Genomic DNA, 24,109 nt, shown 5'->3' with positions numbered 1-24,109 from the left:
GTTTTTTATTTAGTTTCCGTCAGGTTTGAGAAACTCCGTCATAGGCGACGGCACCCATTTGAATGTCTTCCAATCGTCCGGAGTGGCAGGGGAGAAGTTCTTCCACTCGGCGTTTTCGGCGTCAGTGTCACGCAGATACTTTGCCATAGGGAGGTCAAGCTGCTTCATGCCCAGCACGACCAGCTTCGCCACCTCATAAGCTCCGTAAGGATTGAAGTGGGTATTGTCGGCGAAATCCTTGGTCTGTCCTTCAAAAGTTCCCTTTGGATAATGTACAAGAGCGCGCTTGCTGTCTTCGTAGCCGAGAGTCTCGAAGAAGGTTTTGGTCATCATGTTAAGGTCGATGACCGGCACATTCTCACGCGCTGCAAGGGCTTTCATCGCCGCAGGGTAATCGCCGTGAGTGTTCTTGATGGTCTTGTTGTCGCTTTCCCATGCTCGTCGCTGTGTCGGAGTGCAGAAGACAATCTCAGCACCAGCCTTGCGCACGCGGTCGACGAAGATTTTCAGGTTGTAGGAATAGTGATACCATGCTCCGAAGCCGTCACCCTTGTATTTCTCATCGTTATGTCCGAACTCGACGATTACCCAGTCACCTTTCTTCAAGGTAGTCATGATTTTGTCGAGACGGTTCTGTGCGAGGAAGGAGAAAGCTGCCAGTCCGCTCTCCGCATGGTTGCTCACAGCCACCTCCGGGCCGAACCAGCGGGTAATCATCTGTCCCCAGCTTGCCCACGGCTCATAAGCCTGGTCGACAACGGTGGAGTTGCCACAGAGGTAGATTGTCGGCACATCGTTTGCCGGTTCGATATGGACGGCGGTGACGGCAGGGGCTTCGCCGGCGATTTCAAGTGTCAGTTTGTCGTCCCATGTGAAATAGTTCTTTTCGCGCTCCTTGATTCTCACGCGCTTGTCGTTTGTGATAAAAGGGCTGCGCTTGTTGACAACGAACTCAAGGGTCTTCATCTCCTTTTTCTTTGTCACGAGGTTATGCGCCAGCAGTCGGCGGTTCTCACAGCGCAGGGTGGTCTCACCGGCGCGCTTCTTTGAACCGAAAGTGACGCGGACGAGATAGTTCCCGTCCGGTACTTCCACGCTGAGGAAGCCGCTTTTCAATCCTTTCCCATCCTTCGCCATGTCGAAGTCAAAGGTCTGAGCGTTGAGGCTCAGGGCAGCCGAGAGTGACATGAGGAGGAACAATAAATATCTTTTTGTCATTGGTTTTTGTTGTTTTTTAGGTTGGAGGGGTAAGGTCAGTATCGTCAGTGCTGTCATTATTGTCATTACTGACAACACGGACAGTACTGACAATAGTGTCAATACTGCCCCTTAGATTTTCCCGCTTATTTTGTTGCAAGCTGCAGTTTTACAGGCTTCATGCCGTCGCAAGTTGCTGTGACAGAGACCTTGCCTGCTCCCTGTTTTGAGCGCAGGATGACGGTGCAGGTGCCGTTGTAGAGGTTGCGTGAATCGCCCACGGCAAGCTCGTCACTGGCGTTGTCGCCATTGGTGACGGCGATAATCTCGGCAGGGCCTTCCACGGAGAAGTGCACTTTGCCCTTCGCAGTCTGCACGCGGCGACCCTTAGCGTCGAGAGCGAGGACACGGATGTGCTGCAAATCCTTGCCGTCAGCCTTCCAATCGCTGTTGTCGGCTGTGGCTGTGAGACGCTTTGCCTCACCCGTTGTCTCTATCTTGTGGCGTGCCACGACCTTGCCGTCGGTATAGGCGATTGCCTCGATGTAGCCCGGTTCGTACTTCACCTTGTCCCACTTGACTCTGTTGCGAACCTTAGGATTCTTGTCGTTCTGCTTCCTGCCGAGGCTCTTTCCGTTAATGCGGAGCTCCACTTCGTCAGCGTTGGTGTATGTATATAACGTGAATTCCTTGTTATTGTTGTCTTTTCCGAAGTTCCAATGGTCAACAAGTCGTCTTTTGAGCATCTTTTCGTCGTTCCACATGAATGAGTCGCCGTCACTCGCAATGATACCGATGTGCACCAGCGGCTCATCGTCCTTGAAATAGCTCTTAAGGAAATAAGCGTTAGGTTTTGGTTCGAGGGAGATGTCAAAGACACCCTGACACCAGCCTTTCTCCGGCCATCCCTGTGACTCGCCGAGGTAGTCAATCATGCCCCAATAAGCCAATCCGAGCACTTTGTCAAGGTCCATCTCGAAGTAATTAGGACCCATTCCGGAGGTGTTCGCCTCGCTCTGGTAGAACATCATGTTAGGGAAGCGTCGGCTGTCGCTGGGGAAATACATATATCTATAATTATATGACGCGATGTCTGTCTCATGAACGAGCGGTGCAGGGAGAGAATCGGTCTCCAGACTGCGGTAGCGCGGGTGCATGGCAACTGTTATAGGGCGTGTCTTGTCGTAACGCTTGAGCAGTTCTTTCTGCAGGCGGTAGGCAGTCACTCCCCAGTCGGCATAAGGCAGGTTCCAGTACTGTTGCAGCTCATTGCCAAGGCTCCACACCACGATTGACGGGTGGTTGCGGTCGCGCTTTACAAACTCCGGCACGTCATGCTGCCAAAGGTTTGTCCATTCCTCCCTGCCTCCGGCGTACTGTGTGAGCCATTTGTCATAGAGTTCGTCAACGACAAGGAAGCCATATTCGTCGCAGAGGTCGAGGAACGACTCACTGTAAGGGTTATGAGCAGTGCGTATGTGGTTGAAACCGAAATCCTTCAGGAGTTTCATGCGCTTCTCCATGGCACGCGGATAGACGGCAGCGCCGAGGGCACCGAGTGAATGGTGGTTGGCGATTCCTTTGAGAAGAACCTTCTTGCCGTTGAGTTTCAGACCGAATTCCGGTGAGAACTCCACGTTGCGCACACCGAACCGCTTTGTTACCTGGTCAGCCACCGAACCGTCCTCGCGGTAGAGAGTCACTTCGGCGGTATAGAGATTAGGCGTCTCACAGCTCCATAGTTTCGGGTTGTCGATATTGAATTTCGCCACCCGGTGCTCGTTTGTGCGCATGCGGCGGTCGAACTTTATGGTGTTGAACTTATGGTAGACGATGTTTCCCTGTTGGTCAGTGACCTTTGTTCCGACACGAAGGTTCTCGACTTTTAGGTTGCAGGTCAGCTCTGCCTGTACGTTTACGGTAGCGTTGCGGTCAGTGACATTCTCGGTTGTGATGTACAGCGGATGGCGCACGAAATACTCGTCCTTGTCCGTAAGGGTAATGTTCACATCGCGATAAATGCCACCTCCGGTGTACCAGCGTGAGTTCAGCGGCTGCTGAGTGTTGGCTTTTACCATGAGGACATTATCCTCACCGAATTTCAAATCCTTTGTGATGTCAATCTCGAAACCAAGATAACCATAGTCCGTCTTGCCGATGTGCTTTCCGTTGAGGTACACATCGCCCACGAGCATGATGCCCTCGAAATCAAGAAGGATACGCTTTCCGCGCCATGATTCCTCAGGACGGATATCCTTGCGGTACCAACCGATGCCCATTTCCTTGAACCCGCGTGAGCTCAGTCGGCTGCGGATGTTCGCTCCGGCGTCACGGTTGTCCGCCTTCTCGTCGGCAGCGGGAGCCACCCAAGGCTGTGAAATCTGAAAATCGTGAGGGAGGTTGACAGTCTGCCAAGCCGAGATTTTTTTGATGTCCTCAAAGCTGATGTCTGTCAGTGAGCCATGGAACTGCCATCCGTTGTTAAGCGAAACGACAGAGCGCGGAGTGTTTTTCTTGTCCATAATCGCCTTGGACCAGTTCTCAAGGCGGTCATATTCCTCCTTTGTAAGGCGTAAGAAAGAGCCGTGCTGCGGTGCCTCTACGCCGATGATGTCCTGCGGAGAGTTGAAGTTGCGGAGGTACTTGTCAGCCTTACAGATGCGGTAATGCTTCGGGCGTGAGGAGTATTCGATATATCCGACGCGCCATCCCTCTTCGCCGGCAATCTGGAAAGCGGAGACGCCCTCACACTTTTTCTTGCCCTCGAAGTTGACATAATCGTCCTCGACAGGTTTGCTCCACGGGCCTGTCAGTCGCTTTGCGGTGGCTGTGAAGAGTCCCGGTTTGCCGCCTTCCTTCTTTATCATCATGTGGAAGAGCTTGTCGGACTTGAGATAGTTTATGTCCGCATCGATTGTGGCGTAACCCCAATCGAAGAGAAGGCGTGGCTTTGTGAGTGTGGTGAACGACTCATCGGCATAGGAATAGTACATGCGGTCGTACTTTTCTTCCGCGCTGTTCCACAGGGAGTAATAGACGAAATAGCCGCCTTTCTTGCCGTTTGGCCACACATAGGTAGGGTCCCACATCGCCTGTGGTGCCCATACGCGGTTGATGGTGGCATAGTTCTTATAGGTGTCCGGTGACTTAGGGTCGGAGAAGATGCTTGCTCCCTTGCGGAAATCAAAGGTCTTTGACTCCCAGTTGATAAGGTCATCGGAGGTCAGGAGATTGATTCCGTAGTTGTTCCACACCTTACTTTTCTTCACGCACATGTCGGTTGTGAGCATGAGATAGCCTTTGCCGTCATGCTTTCTGAAGATATATGCGTCGCGTGTGCCGCCTTCTATCCCCGCCACTTTCTTTGTGTCGAAGATTGGCTGTCCGCCAATCAGGTCATGGTAGTGCAGACCGTCGCGGCTGAGGGCATAGGCTGTCCATTCCCCTCTGTCACTCATGTGGCAGTAAAGGTAGCCGTAATCCCCTTTCTGCAGGTTCTGTGCGGATGCCATGGAACTTATGGCAAGTGCCGCGGACAAGATGAGTTTATGCAGTTTGTTCATTGTTTTGTTTTTTTCTTTTGACAATATTGACATAATTGTCAGTACTGGCAGTAGTGATAAAATGGTCAATACAGACAGTACTGACACGACTGGCGATGCTGATAAGGCTGTCAGAACTGTAAATGCCGGTTGGCTTTTCTTATTTCAGATAGTCCTTCAGCGGGCAGTCAGTCTTCTTCAGTCCCTCGGCGATGCTCTGTGCATTGAGGCGCGCACCCTTCTTGGAAGTGTGGGTGTGGTCACGCTTGAAATAGCTGTTGACCTCTTTTAAACCCTTCTCCCATGCCATTTTCTCGAACTTGTCGCCGGAGATTTTGTTCAGGTCGATGAAGATTGTGCCGGTCTGCTCTGCCACTTCGCGTGTCCATTTGCCAAAAGAGTTGGTGTTACGCTCTATGAGTCCGTTGTCAAACTTGTTTCTTGGTGTGTGGCTGAGCACAACAGGGATTGCGCCTTTCTCCCGGCAGTCCATGACAAACTTGCGGAGATACCAGCCAAAAGTGTAGATAACCTGGAACTTGCCGGTCTTTTCCATCTTGAAAACCTTGCTCTCCGCGCCTGCTCCCGGAAGCTCTGCGCGAGCCTTTCCGGTGTTTATCTCGCCCGCATCGTTGTGTCCGAACTGCATTATAACATAGTCGCCCGGCTGCAAAGCGTTATAGACCTTGTCCCAACGTCCCTCGTCAAGGAAGGTGCGTGCGCTGCGTCCTGCCTTCGCATGGTTCTCGACGGTGATGCGGTCAAGGTCGAAGAGATCCTGAATCACGCTTCCCCAGCCCCACATGCTGTCATCGGAATTGTCCTCGTTCTTAACGGTGCTGTCACCGATAGTGAAGAGCATAGGCTTGCCTTTCTGGCGTGTTGCGCCTGTGACATTGTCCTTCTCCACAGGCTTCAGATACTTTGCGAGAGGCAGACCCTTATAGGCGCGGATGCCTTCGATGGCAGATTCCGCATTGACACGTGCTCCGAACATGGAGGTATGTATGCGGTCGCCGTAGAACATGTACTTTGTCTTCTCCTTGCCGAACTTCTCAAACTTCTTGGCTGTTATGTCATTAAGGTCTATGAAAGGCACTTTTGCCTTCTTCGCCACCTGCTTTGCCCACAGGCCGAATGTCTTGTTGACGCGTGTGACGATAGTGCTGTCGGCGTCATCGTAAGCCAATCGCGGAGTGAGGGACATGAGGATAGGGTGGGCACCCTTAGCCTTCACGTCGGCAATGAACTTGCGCATGTACTCGCCGTAAGTGTAGACGGTCTCCTTTACGCCTGTCTCCTGTATGGTGACATCGAGAGTCTCCTTGCCGATTCCCGGTATGGAAGCACGCGCACGGCCTTTGTCATAAGGACCGTTGTCGTTATGTCCGAGTTCGATAATCACCCAGTCGCCCTTCTTTATGCCTTTCAGGACATCCTGCCAAAGGCGGTTGTAGAATGTGCGTGAGCTCATTCCGCCGAGCGCATGGTTCTCAACGGTCATCTTGTTCTCGTCAAAATACTCGTTGACAAGATAGCCCCAGCCCCACTGGCCGTTGTTGCCGTTGCCGAGTGTGCCGTTGCGCATGGTGGAGTTTCCCACAAGGAAGAGCACCGGATTGTTGCCTTTGCGTGACGAGCCTGCCACGGGGCGCGCTGTCATTGCCTTGTTGAGACTGTCAAGAGTGTTGTCAACGACATTGTTGACGTCCTTCATCGGTCCTGCCACGTTCGGCTTCTGTGCCTGTGAAGGGAGGCACATGGCGGCGCAGACCGCTAAGGAGGATAGTATCTTTTTCATTTGGTTGGGTTGTTGGTTGTTATTGTTGTTTTGGAATCATGATGCGACATGAGTTATCATGATGCATCATGTTATGTCATGTTGAAGCATGATGTGGTTGAATCTTAATCCATGTGGAACACTTCCGGCAGTGGGATTGTCACGGGCGAGTTGTCAGGGTTCACCTCCATGATGTCCGCCATGTAGTCCCACCACTTTTGCACTATCGGGTTGCTGCCCATGTCCTGTGACGACTCGTTGCCACGCGTTTTCTGGCAGGCAAAAAGGATGTTCGTATCCTTGTCCCAATAGATTGAATAGTCACAGACACCGCCGTCGGACAGCATCTTCTTCAGTTCAGGCCATATCTCTGCATGCCTTTTCTCGTATTCTTTCTCAAAGCCAGGCTTCAAGAACATTTTGAATGCTTCTCTTTTCATATTGTTGTTTTGTTTTTTTTTGTTGTCATGTTGAATCATGTTGAATCATGTTGAATCATGATGTATCATGGGACATCATGTTGCAACTCATGTTTTATCATGAGGCATCATGGGACATCTTGTTGCATCGCACGTCGCATCTTGTTGCAGCATGATGAGTCGTGATTTTATTTGAACTTCCATCCGCGGAAGATGCCCTTTTTCAAGTCCGGCCCGAAGTAGAATCCCGGCTGTGTAGGCTGGTTGTATGCCACGTTCTGTGTGGCTATGCTAATCCTGTAGACAGGGTCTTCGAGGAATGTGTGGAAGCGATAGTCCGTCGGGATGGTGGATACATAAAGCCGCAGGTGTGTGTTGTCCTTGGTGCGCATGAGCACTTCCTCGCGCCAGTCGCCCACAATGTCCCCTTGCAGGCACGGGTTAGCCTTTGTCCAGTTGTTGGACTGAGTGCCCTCAAAGGTCTGCAAAGGCTTGCATTCGCCCGTCGTCCAGTCGTATTTGGAGACAGTGGTGCGGTCGAGAAGCTCGCGCAGAAGGTCGCCGTCCCACCACACTGCCATGTTGATTGACAGACGCTTCGGCTGAGGATTGATGACCTCGCCCTTGATGTTGCGTATCCCTCCCGACGCTATTGACCACATCTCCACACCCTCGTTGGTAGGGTCGATGTCCGCAGCCATGCAGCGTCCTACGTCGGATTTGTCCTTTACCTGGAAGATAATCTTGCCTGTCCGCGCATCTCGGAATGTCGAACCGTCGCGGCGGTTCTCATGGCAGTTCCACACCTGCATGCCCTTCATATCCTTGGAGAACTGCGTCAGGTGCATCGCATCGCCATGTCCCATGTTGAGAGTGTAGAGCCCTGTGCCGTCATGGTCAAAGGCACAAGAGCCGTAGATAATCTCATCACAGCCGTCGCCGTCCACGTCTCCCACACGCAAGTTATGGTTTCCTTGTCCTGCATAGCCCTCACAGCCCGGGTTGTTGCTGTCGAACACCCACCGCTTCTTCAGTTCCTTGCCGTCCCAATCGAAGGCCGCAAGGACGGTGCGTGTGTAATAACCGCGGCACATCACCACACTTGTGCGCTTTCCGTCAAGTGAAGCCACACACGCAAGGAAGCGGTCGCTGCGGTTCGCACGTGGGTCGCCCCAGCCTTGCGGGTCACCGCGCTCGGGGATGTAAGGGACGGTGTGCATCGCCTCGCCCGTCATTCCGTTGAACACAGTGAGATACTCCTTGCCTGTAAGTATGCGCCCTTGGTGGGTTGGCGTGCGCTTTCCCTCATGCTTTATGCCCTTCTCGCGGTAGTCAGCGTCAGCGTTTCCGATGACCTTTCCCTTGCCGTCCACGGTTCCGTCGGAGGTTCTCATCACCACTTCCGCCTTTCCGTCGCCGTCAAGGTCATAGACCATGAACTGTGTGTAGTGCGCTCCGGCACGTATGTTCCTGCCGAGGTTTATCCTCCACAGACGCTCGCCGCTGAGGCGGTAGCAGTCGAAAATGACATCACCCGTGTAGCCGTCGTGCGAGTTGTCGTGAGCGTTTGTCGGTTCCCACTTGAGGATTATCTCGTAATCGCCGTCACCGTCCACATCGCCTATTGACGCGTCGTTGGCAGTGTATGTGTAATTGTCTCCGGCAGGCGTCACCCCTCCTTCGGGCATGTCCAGCGGAATGTCGATGTAGCCTGTCGGAGCGTTTGCCGGCAAGGTGTAGGAACACTTCTCTCCGGTGGCTTTCTTGCCGATGAGTTTCTCTACGGTGTAGGTCACGGCGTCGTTCCCTTTGTAGTCATCGCGGAAGAAAGTCGCGTTGTCGCTTTTCGTTGTCCCAATCTTTTTGCCGTTGCGGTAGATGTTGAACGCCGTGTTCATCGGGTCGGACGACAAGTAACGCCATGAGAGGGTGACGGCGGAAGGGTTTTCCCTGACAGCGACAAGCCCCCTCGAGAGTTTCTCTGTCTGCTGTGCAAAAGCCTGTGCCGCCATCACCATCATCATGGCAGGAATTATGAAAAAAACTTTGGTCTTCATTGGTTAATAGTTAATTTGGTCAGTTTGATGCACAAAATTAGTATTTTATATAGTGTTATGTATGCAAAAATGTGTTTAATATATGTAATTTTGTGCATACATGTGGATTTGCGACATAATCACATCTCCCGCGCACGGATGTATATATGTTGTGTGGCTCCCAAAAGGCAGCCCGGCATCGGGCATTGCCTGCCTTGCGGCGTGCCAAGGGAGTGGTTTTGTCCGCATGGTGGTTGCAAAAACCGCCTTTGGGGCATCGCTTTTCACAGGGTAACCTTTTATCATGCGAAAGGTTAGCTTTTGCCGTGTAAAGTGTTACCTTTTATGGTGTAAAGTGTTACCTTTTGCAAAGGCCTCAGAGACAGGAACTTTTTCGTTTTGTCTTTGTCTGACATGAAAACACGCCGAGACAACGTTTGAATGTTATCCCGGCGTGCTGGCTTGTAATTATATTAATGTGTGCTTTTGGCAATCTTTGAGCAGTGGCAAGCTGCCCTTACGCTGCGTCACTCCTCTTTCTTTCCGCCATCCTTGAACTGCTTCTGGTAGGCGGATGGTGCCATGCCGAACTGCGCCTTGAAGCATTTCGAGAAATAGAACGGGTCGCTGATGCCCACCTTGTAGGTAACATCGGCGATGGTCAGGTTAGTGTCCTGCAGGAGTTCCGCCGCCTTCTTCATGCGGATTTTCTTTATGTACTCCATAGGCGAGCAGCCTGTCACGCCCTTCACCTTTTTGTAGAAGATGCTGCGTCCGAGGTGCATCTCTGCCGCGAAGTCATCGGCAGAGAAGTCAGAGTTGGTCATGTTCTTCTTCACTATTGCCAGCATCTGGTCGGCGAAGTCCTTGTCCTTGTCGTTCTTGCTGATTACCGGCGCGTTGTAGGTCAGGTCGTTGGAGAACCGTTCGCGTATCTTGTTCCTCTGTTCGATGAGGTTGAAGATGCGCGCAAGGAGCAGTTTCATGGAGAACGGCTTGACGATGTATGCGTCGGCTCCCGACTCGATGCCCTCCTGATACTTGTCAGGCACGTTGAGAGCCGTAAGGAGGATGATAGGGATGTGGCACGTCTCGAAGTTCTGTTTCAGGCGTTTTGTCAGTTCGTAGCCGTTGATGCCCGGCATCATCACGTCAGAGACGATAAGGTCGTAGTGGTTCTCGAGAGCCATTTTCAGACCGGTCTCCCCGTCAGGTGCGCCGTCTGTCCTGAAATAGTAGGACAGTGTGTTCTGCAGAAGGTTGCGTATGTCAACATCATCCTCTATCACAAGTATTGCGCAAGAGGATAGGCTTTGCAGCCTATCTTTCAGATTGTCAGATAGATGTTCGTTTTTGTTTTCGGGGGGGGTGATTTTTGGATTTTCCTTCTCCGGTGCTGTGACGAGGAAATCGCCGGAGGCATAGACACTCTTGTCCGTCGGCAGTGTCACTGTGAACACCGACCCTTTTGGGCGGTTCTCCTCGAATGTCAGCGAGCCGTGGTGCGTCTTGACAAGTTCCATGGCGAGATTCAGTCCCACACCGATGGAGTCGGCGGCGAAGGAAGTCTGCATGAAGCGGCTGAAGAGTTCCTGCTGCTTGTGCTTCGGCACACCGAGTCCGTCGTCGGCGACCTTTATGCTCAGCGTGTTGTCATTGTTCAGTTGCATGTCGAGAGAGACATTTCCCCCTGCCGGAGTGTACTTTATGGCGTTGGAGATAAGGTTGTAGACCACTTTGTCGACATTGCTCTTGTCGAAGAACATCACATGTTTGTCGGTGAAGGTGTTGAATGTCATGGTTATCTTCTTGTCCTCTGCCATGAGGTTGAAGGTATAGAAAATGTCGCGGACGAAGGCAATGATGTCGTCCTCCTCGAGAGCGAGATGCAGTTTGCCGTTCATCATCTTGCGGAACTCCAGGAGCTGGTTGATGAGTCGCACCATGCGGTTTGTGCTTCGCTCCATTATGCTCAGCTGCGGATACTGCTTGACGATGTCCGTGTTGACGGTGATTGTCTCGAGGGACGACTGTATGAGTGTCAGCGGTGTGCGGAACTCGTGTGAGATGTTGGTGAAGAACTTCAGTTTGTAGTCCGTCAGTTCGCGTTCCACCTTTATCCTCTGGCGCAGGCGGTAACGCTGCTTTGTCAGGCGGTAGATGTAGTACGCCACGGCAAGTGTGAAGAGCGAGTACAGGAGGTACGCCCACCATGTGCGGTAGAATGGCGGTTTTATGGTTATTTCCAGTATGCTCTCCTTTCCTGCGACGCCCTGGCTGCTTATGGCCCTGACATGCAGGCGGTAAGTGCCCGGCTCGAGGTTCTTGTATTCGGCGAAAGCCTGTGTGTCGTAGCTGCTCCAGCGTTTGTCGTATCCTTCAAGCCGGTAGGAGTAGCGTGTCTCGCCGTTGACGGGGAACTCCATGGTGGAGAAGTTTATGCGGAAGGAGTTGTCCGTATATTCCAGTTGCAGGCGGTCGGAGTAGGCGAGGGACAGCAGGTCGCTTTTCCCGTCCTCAGCCACGGAGATGTTGGTGAAGAGTATGTCTACCACCTTCTCCTTGTTCTTGTCCAAGAGTGAAGGGTTGGCGATTATCTCCAGTCCGTCGTCCTTTCCGAATAGCAGTGCGCCGTTGGCAAGCTCCAGTGCGGCGCATTCGGAGTAGGCGTTATAGATGATGTCGTTGAAGAAGCGGTAAGTCTGGCAGCTCTTTGTGGCAGGGTTGAAGCGTGAGATGCCATATTCTGTGGTCACCCACAGGTTGCCTCTCCTGTCTTCGAGGAATCCCTGCACCATAGGGCTTGACAGTCCGTTGTTTATGCCGAAATGCTCCAGCTGTATGCTGTTGAGAGTGTATTTCCCTTTGCCGGCAGCCTTTTTCCTGTGTGCTGAGGCGTTCCACATGGCGAATCCCTTTCCCGTCTCGGCAATCCAGATGTTGCCTTTCGAGTCCTTGTAGACCATGCGCACGAGGTTGCTCCTCAGCTTGTTGTTCTCCACGCTGAGCAAGAGGTAGTCGTCAGGGTTGCCGATGATTCTGTCAGGATTGGCTATGACCACTCCGGCGTTAGTGCTGACCCACAGGTTTCCGTCGTTGTCCTCGACGATGTTGCGTGTGCAACTGATGTTGTACTCCTTGTCAAGGAAGTGGCGGAAGCGGTAAGTGCCGTCCTTTTGCTTCACGGCAAGGTTCAGTCCGCCGCCGTGTGTGGTTATCCACATGCGGTTCTTGCTGTCGCGGAGGATGCTGAACACGGCGTCGTTCGACAGGCTTTCGGCGTTGCCTGACTGCCGGTTGTAGAGCTTGTCGCCGATGATTATTCCGCCGTCGCGCAGTCCAAGCCATTGTGTCCCTTCGCTGTCGAAGGCCACGGAGTAGACGCTGTGTGGGAATTTCTCAGAGTTTTTCTGTATGGAGAACGTTGCGTCATAAGTGTCCAAGGTAGTGTTCTTTGTGCCGACATAGATGTCGCCGCCCTTTATCGGCTGGCAAATCATGCGCACCTGTTCGCCTTTGTACGTCTCGGTGGTGACATTGCGTGAGACATTTATGCAGCTTATGCCTGTGTACCAGGAGCTTACCCATACGTGGTCGTCCTTGTCAAGGAACGTGTAGAGGAGGTTGTTCTGGCCTATCGGCGATGTCCCGCTGTTGCCGGCCCTGAAGTTTGTGAGTTCGCCGGTGCGCTTGTTGTACATCAGCAGTCCGCAATGGTCAGTGCTTATCCAGATCAGTCCGCGCGAGTCCTCCACGACATTGTACCTGAAGTTTGCGCTGCTGCCGTCTCGTCCCGGTGCGTTTATGCGGATGACAGTGCCGGTGCGCTTGTCGATGCGTGTGAGTACGAAGTCCTTGTTGTAGAGCCAGCAGTTGCCTTTGTTGTCGGTGCGCAGGTCAGGCAGGTTGTCGTTCGTCCAGTCGGCAGGGACGGGAGTGAGCGTGTTTGCCTTTGTGTTGAAGTACATGAAACTGTCATTGCTGCTGCCACAGACGACAAGCCGTCCTGCAATCTCCGTGGCATTGGTGAATCTGCCATGGTGCTTCAAATGCCGGAAGCCTTTTCCGTCAAAGATGAACAGTCCTTTGTCGTTGCCTGCGATAGTCTCGTGATTGGAGGTTTCGTAGATGAACTGGAAGTTTCTTGCCATCTTGTCCTTGAAGCTCTTTGCCGACAGGCTGCCGTCATTGCCGACAGTAATCAGTACTGTGCCGTATCCATAGAGCCATATCCTCCTGCCGTCATTTGACATCGCCATCCTCTTGCACTGGAATCCTGTCCCGAGGAGTCCGTTCATGTCAAGGAACTTGTCGGTGCGCAGGTCCAGGCAGTAGCTCTTCATGTTCATGGTGAGGACCCACAGGTGCCGGTGTGCGTCTTCCATCACCCAGTCGATGCGGTCGTCGTAAATGGAATTCTGTCCGTATCCCTGCGGATTGAACACTTTCATCGTGTTCCCGTCGTACCTGCACAAGCCGTTGAGAGTGGAGAACCACATGAATCCCTTCCTGTCTTGTGCGATGGAACGGACGAAATTGCATGGCAGTCCGTTGTCGGAGGTTATCCGCTTGGAATATATGGAAAATCCTTGTGCCGTGGTCTGCGCATCCGCGAGAAGGGAGAAGGCTGCCGCAAGTAGAAGGATGATGGATTTATGTAAAGGCATATTGTATATTATAAGGTGTAGTATCAGACAGTTTTCTTGTTTTCAAGAGCAAAGTTACAATATTTTTTTAATATTTGGAAAAATATACATGCATATTGCACAAATTTGCATATAAAAATGTAAAATGAAAGTTAATTTTGCAACTAAATTTAATGAAAAGCGAAAATTCACTAATCACTACAACCTAAAAAGCAATTTACGAACCAAGAATCCGGCTCTGCAAAGGTACGCCAATGTCCTTTGTCATGGCTGCCCTGCTATGGCGTTTCCTGCTTGCACGGCAAGTCCCGGAGTTGTTTGGCTTGTAATCAGACGCGACAAAACTAACAATAAAATAATTTACAACTAAACTTATGAGCAAAATCAGACTACTGAACACGAGTGGAGCCTGCAAACTGCCGGCAATGGTGTTGTGCGCTTCCGCTTTGGTGTTTGCTCCCAATCTTGGTGTCTTGCCGGCACAGGCGGTCACAGGCGTTGCTGCCCTCCAGCCTGCGGGAGTCATCAAGGGTACTGTGCTTGACCCAACCGGCGAGCCTGTTATCGGAGCGACTGTTTATCTTGTCAGCGCATCAGGTGCCACATCGGCACAGAACGCTGCCATCACCGACTTTGAAGGAAACTTCTCCATCAAGGCAAAGGCAGGTGACAAACTCAAGATTGTGTACATCGGCTACGCTGACCAGATTGTCACTGCCAAGGACAACATGAAAGTGACTCTCAAGGAGGACGCCACCATGCTTCAGGGTGTGGAGGTCGTTGCCTACGGCACTCAGAAGAAGGTCACTGTGACAGGTGCCATCTCTTCCATAAAGAGTGAGGATCTTGTCCGCACTCCTGTCAGCTCTGTCAACAACGTGCTGGCGGGACAGCTCTCAGGCGTCACCTCTGTGCAGTTCTCAGGTGAGCCGGGTTCAGATGCTGCCGACATATTCGTGCGTGGTAAGGCTACTTTCGCCGGCTCTGATGCTGTGAAGCCACTCATCCAGGTGGATGGTGTGGAGCGTGAGATGTGGGACATCGACCCTAACGAAATCGAGAGCGTTACAGTCCTGAAGGACGCGTCAGCTACTGCCGTGTTCGGTGTGCGTGGTGCTAACGGTGTAATCCTCATAACCACAAAGCGTGGTAAGGAAGGCAAGGCACGCATCTCAGCAAATGTCAGCTTCTCAGCTCTCACTCCTACGAAGATGATTGATATGGCGGACTCTTATGAGTATGCAAATTTCTATAACAATATGTTGTCGTACGACGGTGATGCCCCAATGTTCAGTACAGACATCGTTGAGGCTTTCCGCACGAATTCCGATCCTATCCGCCTGCCAAGTATGCGTTGGACAGATTATATCATGAAGGATGTGACGCTCCAGCAGCAGCACAATGTCAACATTTCCGGCGGTAACAACAAGGTGAAGTATTTCCTCTCAGCGGGTATGTTCACTCAGGGTGGCCTGTTCGAGTCTTTCGGAAGGGATTATGACTTTGACTACAGCTACCAGCGTTTCAACTATCGTGGCAACATCGATATAGATGTCACTCCGACAACAAAGCTCAGTGTGAACCTCGCAGGTAAGGTGGATGACAGTACAAAGCCACGTACAGGTCAGGGTGCTTCAGGCATGATTAAGGCTATATATGAGGCATCACCGTTCTCAAGTGCGGGTTTCGATGAGCAGGGACGTTACATTTATACAAATACAAACCCTGCATATAACACATTCACTATCCCTGAATATGATGATGAAGGTAATGTTGTGCGTGATGCAGACGGCAATCCTGTAATTGCAAGTACTAAAACTTCTGTCCTCCCATTCACTGGCAGTGCACCTATGACATACATTATTTATCAGCCAGGTGCTTACCATTATAATAACAACCGACTGATGATGGACGTCATCCTTGACCAAAAGCTTGACTTCATCACAAAGGGCTTGTCACTGAAGCTGAAGGGCTCCTACAACTCTATCTACGGTGTCACAAAGGAACTTACTGCAAGTACGGCAAGCTATACTCCGGTAATCAGATGGAATCCTGAGACAGCGACTAACGACATGCTGTATCTGAAGTCAGGTCAGGATACAGACCCTTCTTACAAGCCAAGCACAAGCAAGGGTCGTGACTGGTATGCCGAGGGCTCTCTGAGCTACAGCCGCGCATTCGGTGAGCATACTGTCAATGCTCTCGCTCTCTACAACCAGAGCAAGACATATTATCCAAAGACTTACTCCGACATTCCCCGTACTTATGTAGGTTTTGTGGGCCGTGTCACTTATGACTACAAGAATCGCTACATGGCAGAGTTCAACATCGGCTACAACGGTTCTGAGAACTTTGCTCCTGGCAAGCGTTTCGGCTCTTTCCCTGCAGGCTCTGTGGGATGGCTCATCAGCGACGAGCCTTTCTTCAAGCCTCTCAGCAAGGTCATTTCGTTCATGAAACTGCGTGCTTCATGGGGTCTTGTAGGTAATGACAAGGTTGGCGGCAGCCGCTTCATGTATCTTGCCGACCCTTACGTTGTCAACGGTGCAGCCCTGATGGAGCGTATGGGCAAGGATGCGAACCCTTATGCTTACTATTTCGGTGTCAGCAACATTACGGGCTCCACACAGTACGGTGCCACGGAGCTGGCCAAGAACAATGCCGACGTGACATGGGAGAAGGCGTTCAAGCAGGACTATGGTGTTGATGTCTACTTCCTCAACGACAAGCTCCGCATATCATACGACTACTTCAAGGAGCACCGTACAGACATCCTGTGGAGAGACGGGACAGTGCCTTCCTTCCTCGGATTCTCTGTTCCTTACACAAACTTCGGTGTCGTGGACAGCTGGGGACATGAGGTGTCCGTCAACTGGCAGGACAAGATAGGCAACGATTTCCGCTACTGGGCGAAGTTCAATCTCTCTTACAACCAGAATGAGATTATCGAGGACCGTCAGGCTCCACAGAACGAGCAGTACATGTATACTGCAGGACGCCGCATCGGCAGCCGCTCACTCTATAAGTTCTGGAATTACTACTATGAGGGTTGCGAGGCAGACTATGAGAAGACGTTCGGTCAGCCATTCCCTGAGCAAATAGTCCAAAACGACCAGTTGAAGCCGGGTGATGCACTCTATGTTGACTTGAACAATGATGGCAAGATTGACACCAACGACATGAGCCGCGACCTCGGATACACTGACGACCCGGAGTATATGGCAGGTCTCTCTTTCGGATTCTCATACAAAGGATGGTCATTCAACACCCAGTTTACAGGTGCATGGAATGTCAGCCGTGTGATTGACGGAACATTCCGCCGTCCATTCTACAATTCTTCTGGTGACAATAAAGGAGGTCTGTTGGTTTACCATCTCGAGAACTCTTGGTCACCGGAGAATCCTAATGCGGAATATCCACGCCCGACATTCAGAAGAAAAACCCAGAACTACGACCCACAGTCAACATTATGGGAGAAGGATGCCAAGTATCTGCGCTGTAAGACCATGCAGGTGGCTTATGACTTCAGCATGCCTTGGATGAAGAAGTTCGGCATGAACCAGCTGCAGCTTGCTCTCAGTGCTTACAACCTCTTCACACTCACTCCATACAAGTGGGGCGACCCTGAGGTGAGGGCTTCAAATTCTCCTTCTTATCCGTTGCAGCGTACTTACACTCTGTCAGTTAAAGTAGGATTCTAAGCTAATCATATATGAAGAACAATAAAATGAAAATAAAGAATATATTCAACGGACTGAGTGTCGCAGTTCTTGGAGCTGCAATGCTCTCAGCCTGCACCGATGACATAAAGTTCGGCAACGCCTTCATCGAGAAGGCACCGGGTGGAGCGGTCAATGTGGACACTGTGTTCAGCAGTCCTGTCTATACCCAGCAGTTCCTGAACTCGCTCTATGCGCGTCAGTATTATGGATTGCCATACGCCAACGCCAGCGGTACTCCGAACAGTTCCAACACATATACAGGAAAGTTTGATGCCTTGACTGACTGCTACCAGCTTCACTGGGGAAGCACAAGGGTTGAAAACTCTTATTATACAGGCAGCCTTAACTCCAACACCACACCGCTCATGGGATTCAATGACGACTATGTGTGGGAGGTGGTACGCCTTGGATGGATGCTGATTGAGAACATCGGCCGCGTGCCGGGGCTCTCCGACGCTCAGAAGAAGAATATGGTTGCTCAGGCTAAATGCCTTATTGCCGAGCGCTATTTCGATCTTTTCCCGCACTATGGAGGCTTGCCGATAATCAGGAACACATACACCGGCAATGAGGGCTCCTACGAAATGTCACGCAGTACAGTCGATGAAACCGTGAAGTTCATGGTTGGGTTGCTTGATGAGGCTATAGAGGGTGATGCTCTCGTGTGGGCGTATAACGGCAACACTCCGGAGACCAACAGTACCAACGTTGGACGCTGGACAAAAGCCGGAGCAATGGCAATGAAGGCAAAGATTCTTACCTTTGCCGCTTCTCCGCTCTTCAACAATGCAAAGCCTTACTATGACGGCTCAAGCGAGGCGGAACAGCAGCATCTCGTATGGTACGGCGACTACCAGAAAAGCCGCTGGGACGATGCCCTGAAGGCATGCAGGGATTTCTTTGACGAGGTGAAGAAAAACGGCTACTATGGTCTCCGTGAGGCGACAAGCAAGACTCCTGACGGCTACCGCCACGCATACCGTATGGGATACATTCTCGATGACAGTCCGGAGGCTCTCCATACCACACGTGTGATTTCAATCTATGGTACCCAGGGTACTTACTGCTGGCTCTCATGGGGATGGCAGCAGAACGGCATCAACCGTAACAACTATACTCCTACTCAGGAATATGTGGATATGTTCCCATGGAAGGACGGCACACCGTTTGACTGGGACAAGGACTTTGCTGCCGGACGTATAGAAGGCTCTAACGGCAAGTTGTTCTTTAGCTACACACCTATCCGTGGCGGTTTCAAGAAAGAGGCTTCACGCGACCCTCGTCTCTATGAGAACGCTTTCGTAAACGGTCAGCAGGAACAGCTCGGATGGGAAACCGGCACATCAACCGGTAACGTCTTTGAGTTCTGGGTTGGCGGCTACCATGCTTCCTCCAATGTGTTGGGAGAGGCAAAGGATAAGGACGGAAAACCAAAGAAGGACGAGAACGGGAACCAAATATATGAACCTGTTGAAGCTACTCTGACGATGTGTCCTACCGGATACGGTAATGTGAAATATCTCCTTGATGAGCAGTTCCACCGTAAGGCAGACAACCACTGGAACGTGGTGACAATGCCGGAGATGTACCTAATCTATGCTGAGTGCCTCGCACAGACAGACAATCTGCCGGAAGCCATCAATCAGGCCAATGTTGTCCGCAAGCGTGTCGGTCTTGGCTCTCTCACAATGGGACACCCAGAGATTGCTACTAACAAGGATGCTCTGATTGAAGAGATTCTTCGTGAGCGTGCTTGTGAGCTCGGTCTGACCAACGCCCGCTTCATGGATATGGTTCGCTACAAGCGCACTGACTGGATGACAAAACAGCTCCATGGTCTTGGTATCTTCCGTATGCAGCAGGGCTCTGACGGAAAGTGGGTACGTGTGACACGCCCATGGCTTGGCGACGACAAGAACAGCGGTACAAAGGAGCCTAACCGCTTCGAGTATCAGAAGTTTGAGCTGAGCAAGCCTGTACGCCGCGTACTGTGGGGCATGGATCCTGATGACACCGATGTAAGGAAATGGCTCATGTCTCCATTCCCACAGACGGAAATCAACAAGGGCTATGGTCTTGTCCAGAACCCGGGATGGTGATACATTTGATTATTAATGTGCAAGAACTTAGAATTTTATGAAAAATAAGAATATATTGATGCTTTCACTGCTTGCCGGACTATCTGTTCCGGCAGCAGCACAGCAGGACAGCACAGGCATCGCCTTCGTTGACCAGACCATCGAGGTGGGAGCCAACAAGAATTTCTCACGCGAGACCTCAACGGCTGCCGTGTCTGTCATAACAAACAAAAATGTCAACAAGCGTTCGGCAAAGAACATTGGCAACTCTATCCTCGGACAGGGTAACGGCCTTATCTCATTGCAGGGCGGAGGCACATTTTTTGAGCAGAACCCTACATTCTACATCCGTGGCTTGCAGAGCCTCAGTGTCAGCAGCCCATTGGTGCTTGTCGACGGTGTGGAGCGTGACATCAGCTACATCAGTGCCGACGAGGTGGAGGAAGTGCAGATCCTCAAGGATGCTGCTGCCGTTGCCCTCTATGGTTACAAAGGCACAAACGGTGCACTGCTCATCAAGACAAAGCGTGGTGAATACAACAGCAAGACTATAAAGTTCACTTATGACCATGAGTTCCGTCAGATGCTTAACCGCCCTAAGTTCATCGATGGTGCGACTTATGCAAGCGCAATGAACGAGGCTCTGTACAATGAGGGACAGGGACAGTTCGCGAAGTATTCTGCTGACGAGATTGCCGCTTTCCAGAATGGTACACACCCTTACCAGTATCCAAGTGTCAATTGGGTGGGCGAGACATTCCGCAACCACGCTCTTGACAACCGCTTAGGGCTTGAGTTCAGCGGTGGTGGTGAGAAGTTCCGCTATTTCACAGCGGCAACCCTTATCTCTGACAAGGGCTTCATCAAGAATCCTGCAATGAATGAGGGCTATAACACTCAGGACAAGTACGTTCGTGGTAACATACGCACAAACCTCGACATCGACCTCACTCCAAACACAATGATGAGAGTCAACCTCCTCGGTATGCTGAGCGAGATGTCACGCCCGGGCAGCAATGTTGATCTTTGGGGAATGATGTACTCAGTGCCTTCAGCTGCTTTCCCTATAAAGAACGAGCACGGCACATGGGGCGGTTCCAGCACATGGGCAGGAACAAACAACCCAGTAGCTCAGTCAACAGGCGCAGCCTATTACAAGATTCATGAGCGCGCACTGAACCTCGACGCAGTCCTTGACCAGAAACTCGACTCTTGGACAAAGGGACTCAGCCTGACGGTTAAGGCAAGCTACGACATATATTCCACCCTTTACGAGGACCACTCCAAGGAGTATCTCTACGGCTACACTCCTGTGACAGGATGGGCAAACGGTGAACCAGTTCTCGGTGATTACTGGGAAGGTGGCAAGCAGGGAGAGATGGGTGCAGGCGCAGCTACTGACAAGTACGCTCGTCGTATGACCTTCGGTGCAGGTTTCAACTACAACCGCTCTTTCGGCAAGCACAGCGTCTACAGCCAGTTGATGTATGGCTACGACTTTGAGGAGACAACAGGTGTCAACACAAAGATTTACCGTCAGAACATCTCTTGGCTCGGTCATTACGCTTACAACAACAAGTATATCGGCGAATTGGCACTCATGGAGTCAGGCTCAAGCCGTCTTGCTCCGGGTACAAAGTGGGCGATGTCTCCAACAGTGTCAGCAGCATGGGTTGCTTCAAACGAGAATTTCCTGAAGGATGTCTCCTGGCTTAACTTCCTTAAGCTCCGCGCTTCTTTTGGCGTAATCAGTGCCGACTATCTGCCGGGTGACAACTTGTGGACATACTACACACAGTCTTACTCAAAAAACGGTACACAGTATCTGTGGGGTGCCGGCTACGACACCAGCGACGGTGCTACAGTGCTTGGTCAGATGGCAACCGCAAATCCTTCACACGAGAAGGCGCGCAAGTTCAACATAGGTATCGACGCCACTCTCTTCAAGGGACTGAACATCGAGTTTGACTACTTCAACCAGCATCGTTATGATATCTGGGTGAGTGGTGCAGGCGCATTCTCTTCACTCATTGGTTTCGAAGCTCCTTATGTCAATGCAGGTGTGGTTGACCAGTACGGTTTTGACCTTGCTCTTGACTATACAAAGACCATCGGCGACGTTACATTCAACATCGGCGGAAACATGACCCTCTCAAAGAACGAGATTAAGGAACAGGCAGAAGAACCAAAGGCTTACGCTAACCTCGTGACCACAGGCAATCCGCTCAATTCCAACTACGGACTTATCGCTGAAGGACTCTTCCGCAACGAAGACTTCGTGTATGATAAAGACGGCAACCCTACCGCTCTCGTTGACGGCATCCCTGCACACACCTTCTCACAGGTGCGCCCGGGTGACATCCGCTATAAGGACGTGAACGGTGACGGCAAGATTGACGCTAACGACAAGACAAAGATTGGTTACAGCTCAACATGTCCTGAACTCTACTACTCTTTCCACCTCGGAGCAGAGTACAAGGGACTGGGCTTCACAGCACTCTTCCAGGGCGCAGGTCGCTACACAGCAATGCTAAGCAACTCCGGCTACTACTGGGGACTTGTCAACAATACATCCCTTGCACAGTATGTTTATGACAACCGCTGGACAGCAGAGAGCAACGACCCTAACGCTATGTTCCCACGTCTCAGCTCATCCAGCAACGCCAACAACTATCAGGCGAGCACATTCTGGATGCGCGACCGCTCATTCCTGAAGCTCCGCAACATTGAGGTCTACTACAACCTGCCAAAGGCTGTCATGAAGAAGACCGGTTTCGTGAACGCTGCCAAAGTCTATGTCCGTGGCAACGACCTCTTCTGCGCTGACCACATCGAGGGTCGTGACGCTGAGATTCTCGGCAACGGAACTCCTGCCTCACGCAGCATTGTAGTTGGTGCACAGCTTACTTTCTAACCCTTAAAACTGAACAACAATTATGAAACTAAAGAATATAATTTTCGGTTGCGTGGCTCTCTCGCTGGGATTCACCTCATGCGACATGGACTACCACGAGTATAAGGTTGACGGCGAGGACTACATCAAGGAGAATTTTGAAAATGTCAATGGCTTGATGACAACCATCTACCGTGACCTTGACTCCGATTGGGGAAACTACAGCGGAGCAATGCTCGCATCTGCAACCGACGAGGCTGTCTATTCTCATCAGGGCAACTCTGTCGAGAGCTTCTTCAACGGCAACTGGGGACCTGCCAATGCCAATTCCTCTGTATGGGACAAGTGCTGGCACGGTATCTCTTACTGCAACCTCTTCCTTGACAAGTTCACCAATCTGACGTTCGATGACTATAAGCTTGACATCAACTATGAGGCTAAGATGGAGAAGTACAACAACTTCCAGTATGAGGCGCGTTTCATGCGTGCTTACTTCTATTTCCAGTTGGTGCGCCAGTATGGCGGTGTGCCGCTCATCGTAAACTATGTCGACGCTGAGACAGCCAACAACACTCCACGCGCGACGGCTGAGGAAATCTTCAAGTTCATCGACGACGAATGTTATGCTATAAAGGATGAAATCATCAAGGATTACTCAAAGGCTTATTCTGAACTCGGACTTGTCGAGAACGGACGCGCCAACAACCTCACTGTGATGGCTCTCCGCGCACGTGCTGCCCTGTACCACGCAAGCCCACTCTTCAATCCTGAAAACAACAAGGAACTCTGGAAAGAGGCTGCTCTCCGTGCTCAGGAATGTATCAATGCCTGCACATCACGCAACATGGGATTGGTTTCAAAATACGCCGACCTGTTCGCTGTTGACAGCTACTCAAAGTGCACAAAAGAAATCCTTTTTGGCACACGTACCGCTGCTTCCAACTCTTTCGAGAAGAACAACTTCCCAATTGGTATGGAGAACGCAGGCGGCGGCAACTGCCCTACCCAGAACCTTGTCGACGCTTATGAGACAAAGAAAGGCCTGACAATCACTGAGGATCCGGATTACGATGCGCAGAACCCATACGCCAACCGCGATGCACGCCTCGCAGCTACCATCGCTGTCAACGGCGAGCGTTGGCCTGACGGACTGGCAACAGACGCAAAGGCTGTGCTGGAGACTTACTACGGCGGTCGCAACAGCCGTTCTGTTGTTTACGGTACTCCTACAGGCTACTACCTGAAAAAGTATCTGCAGAAGACACAGGTCATCGGTGCTTCCAACGCAACTACATCCTACCATACATGGGTACTCTTCCGCCTTGGCGGCATCTATCTCGACTATGCTGAGGCTGTGCTGAACTACTTCGGTGACGGTTACACATCAGGTGAGGGACTTACACGCACCGCTGCACAGGCTATCAATATCGTGCGCAAGCGTGCCGGACAGCCTGATATAAAGACAGGACTCAGCCCAGAAGCGTTCACAAAGCGTTATGAGAACGAGCGCTTCGTGGAACTCGCATTCGAGGGACACCGCTTCTTCGATGTGCGCCGCTGGAAGAAGGGTGCAGAGTACTTCAAGGACATCAAGGTGATGGAAATCACAAAGAATGCTGATGAGTCATTCACATACAATGTAGTGACCAACCCATCATACATCACTGCCCGTAATTGGGAGGACAAGTTCAACCTTTTCCCTCTGCCACAGAGCGAAATCCTGAAGTCCGGTGCACTCACCCAGACTCCTGGATGGGAATAAAAAAATAAATTTATTATGTGGCAGGACACTCTTG

10 protein-coding genes and 1 pseudogene are annotated in these 24,109 nt (G+C 51.4%); 4 read left to right on the top strand and 7 right to left on the bottom strand.

The features are described from left to right. Nucleotides 1–9: 9 nt before the first annotated feature. The 7 genes and pseudogenes from E5358_RS00930 to E5358_RS00900 form a co-directional block, all read right to left on the bottom strand. The gene (locus E5358_RS00930) at nucleotides 10–1,218 is read right to left on the bottom strand and encodes a rhamnogalacturonan acetylesterase (protein WP_135938494.1); all 1,209 of its coding nucleotides are present in this window, start codon (nucleotides 1,216–1,218) and stop codon (nucleotides 10–12) included. A gap of 125 nt (nucleotides 1,219–1,343) precedes the next feature. Continuing rightward, nucleotides 1,344–3,476, bottom strand: a complete 2,133-nt coding sequence (locus E5358_RS00925; RefSeq protein WP_479682762.1) for a glycoside hydrolase family 2 TIM barrel-domain containing protein — start codon at nucleotides 3,474–3,476, stop codon at nucleotides 1,344–1,346. Between the two features lie 249 nt (nucleotides 3,477–3,725). Further along, nucleotides 3,726–4,760 (bottom strand): annotated as a pseudogene (locus E5358_RS15470) (glycoside hydrolase family 43 protein); the annotation flags it as partial. 139 nt (nucleotides 4,761–4,899) lie between these two features. Next, nucleotides 4,900–6,501, bottom strand: coding sequence for a rhamnogalacturonan acetylesterase (locus E5358_RS00915; protein WP_135938527.1), 1,602 nt, complete (start codon nucleotides 6,499–6,501; stop codon nucleotides 4,900–4,902). A gap of 143 nt (nucleotides 6,502–6,644) precedes the next feature. Beyond that, nucleotides 6,645–6,959, bottom strand: coding sequence for an L-rhamnose mutarotase (gene rhaM, locus E5358_RS00910; protein ID WP_135938493.1), 315 nt, complete (start codon nucleotides 6,957–6,959; stop codon nucleotides 6,645–6,647). Nucleotides 6,960–7,126: 167 nt separating this feature from the next. Further along, on the bottom strand, nucleotides 7,127–8,962 hold the full coding sequence (locus E5358_RS00905; RefSeq protein WP_277821115.1) for a rhamnogalacturonan lyase: 1,836 nt from the start codon (nucleotides 8,960–8,962) through the stop codon (nucleotides 7,127–7,129). A 539-nt stretch (nucleotides 8,963–9,501) separates the two neighbouring features. Then, on the bottom strand, nucleotides 9,502–13,641 hold the full coding sequence (locus E5358_RS00900; protein WP_135938491.1) for a hybrid sensor histidine kinase/response regulator transcription factor: 4,140 nt from the start codon (nucleotides 13,639–13,641) through the stop codon (nucleotides 9,502–9,504). 353 nt (nucleotides 13,642–13,994) lie between these two features. Here E5358_RS00900 and E5358_RS00895 point away from each other — a divergent pair, with 353 nt between their 5' ends. Genes E5358_RS00895 through E5358_RS00880 form a run of 4 tightly spaced genes read left to right on the top strand, consistent with a single transcriptional unit; the run spans nucleotide 13,995 to nucleotide 24,075 of the window. After that, nucleotides 13,995–17,321 (top strand): SusC/RagA family TonB-linked outer membrane protein, encoded by a 3,327-nt coding sequence (locus E5358_RS00895; protein WP_135938490.1) that lies wholly within the window; start codon nucleotides 13,995–13,997, stop codon nucleotides 17,319–17,321. A 26-nt stretch (nucleotides 17,322–17,347) separates the two neighbouring features. Next, complete coding sequence (locus E5358_RS00890; RefSeq protein WP_135938489.1) at nucleotides 17,348–19,441, top strand: RagB/SusD family nutrient uptake outer membrane protein; 2,094 nt, start codon at nucleotides 17,348–17,350, stop codon at nucleotides 19,439–19,441. Nucleotides 19,442–19,478: 37 nt separating this feature from the next. After that, complete coding sequence (locus E5358_RS00885) at nucleotides 19,479–22,334, top strand: SusC/RagA family TonB-linked outer membrane protein (protein ID WP_135938488.1); 2,856 nt, start codon at nucleotides 19,479–19,481, stop codon at nucleotides 22,332–22,334. Between the two features lie 22 nt (nucleotides 22,335–22,356). Next, nucleotides 22,357–24,075 carry a RagB/SusD family nutrient uptake outer membrane protein gene (locus E5358_RS00880; RefSeq protein ID WP_135938487.1) on the top strand — a complete coding sequence of 573 codons (1,719 nt, stop codon included), beginning with the start codon at nucleotides 22,357–22,359 and terminating at the stop codon, nucleotides 24,073–24,075. The last annotated feature ends 34 nt before the right edge of the window (nucleotides 24,076–24,109 follow it).

Origin of the sequence: Palleniella muris, from assembly GCF_004792655.1 — a bacterium.
Classification (GTDB): Bacteria; Bacteroidota; Bacteroidia; order Bacteroidales; family Bacteroidaceae; genus Prevotella; species Prevotella muris_A.
The sequence above is the reverse complement of the archived record's forward strand: the minus strand, read 5'-3'. Positions and strand labels throughout refer to the sequence as shown.

Bases quoted from the DNA above. Each gene is read 5' to 3' on its own strand.
- E5358_RS00930 (WP_135938494.1), bottom strand. From the start codon at position 1,218: ATGACAAAAAGATATTTATTGTTCCTCCTCATGTCACTCTCGGCTGCC.
- E5358_RS00880 (WP_135938487.1), top strand. From the start codon at position 22,357: ATGAAACTAAAGAATATAATTTTCGGTTGCGTGGCTCTCTCGCTGGGA.
- rhaM (WP_135938493.1), bottom strand. From the start codon at position 6,959: ATGAAAAGAGAAGCATTCAAAATGTTCTTGAAGCCTGGCTTTGAGAAA.
- E5358_RS00885 (WP_135938488.1), top strand. From the start codon at position 19,479: ATGAAAAATAAGAATATATTGATGCTTTCACTGCTTGCCGGACTATCT.
- E5358_RS00895 (WP_135938490.1), top strand. From the start codon at position 13,995: ATGAGCAAAATCAGACTACTGAACACGAGTGGAGCCTGCAAACTGCCG.
- E5358_RS00890 (WP_135938489.1), top strand. From the start codon at position 17,348: ATGAAAATAAAGAATATATTCAACGGACTGAGTGTCGCAGTTCTTGGA.
- E5358_RS00925 (WP_479682762.1), bottom strand. From the start codon at position 3,476: ATGGGCATCGGTTGGTACCGCAAGGATATCCGTCCTGAGGAATCATGG.
- E5358_RS00915 (WP_135938527.1), bottom strand. From the start codon at position 6,501: ATGTGCCTCCCTTCACAGGCACAGAAGCCGAACGTGGCAGGACCGATG.
- E5358_RS00905 (WP_277821115.1), bottom strand. From the start codon at position 8,962: ATGATGATGGTGATGGCGGCACAGGCTTTTGCACAGCAGACAGAGAAA.
- E5358_RS00900 (WP_135938491.1), bottom strand. From the start codon at position 13,641: ATGCCTTTACATAAATCCATCATCCTTCTACTTGCGGCAGCCTTCTCC.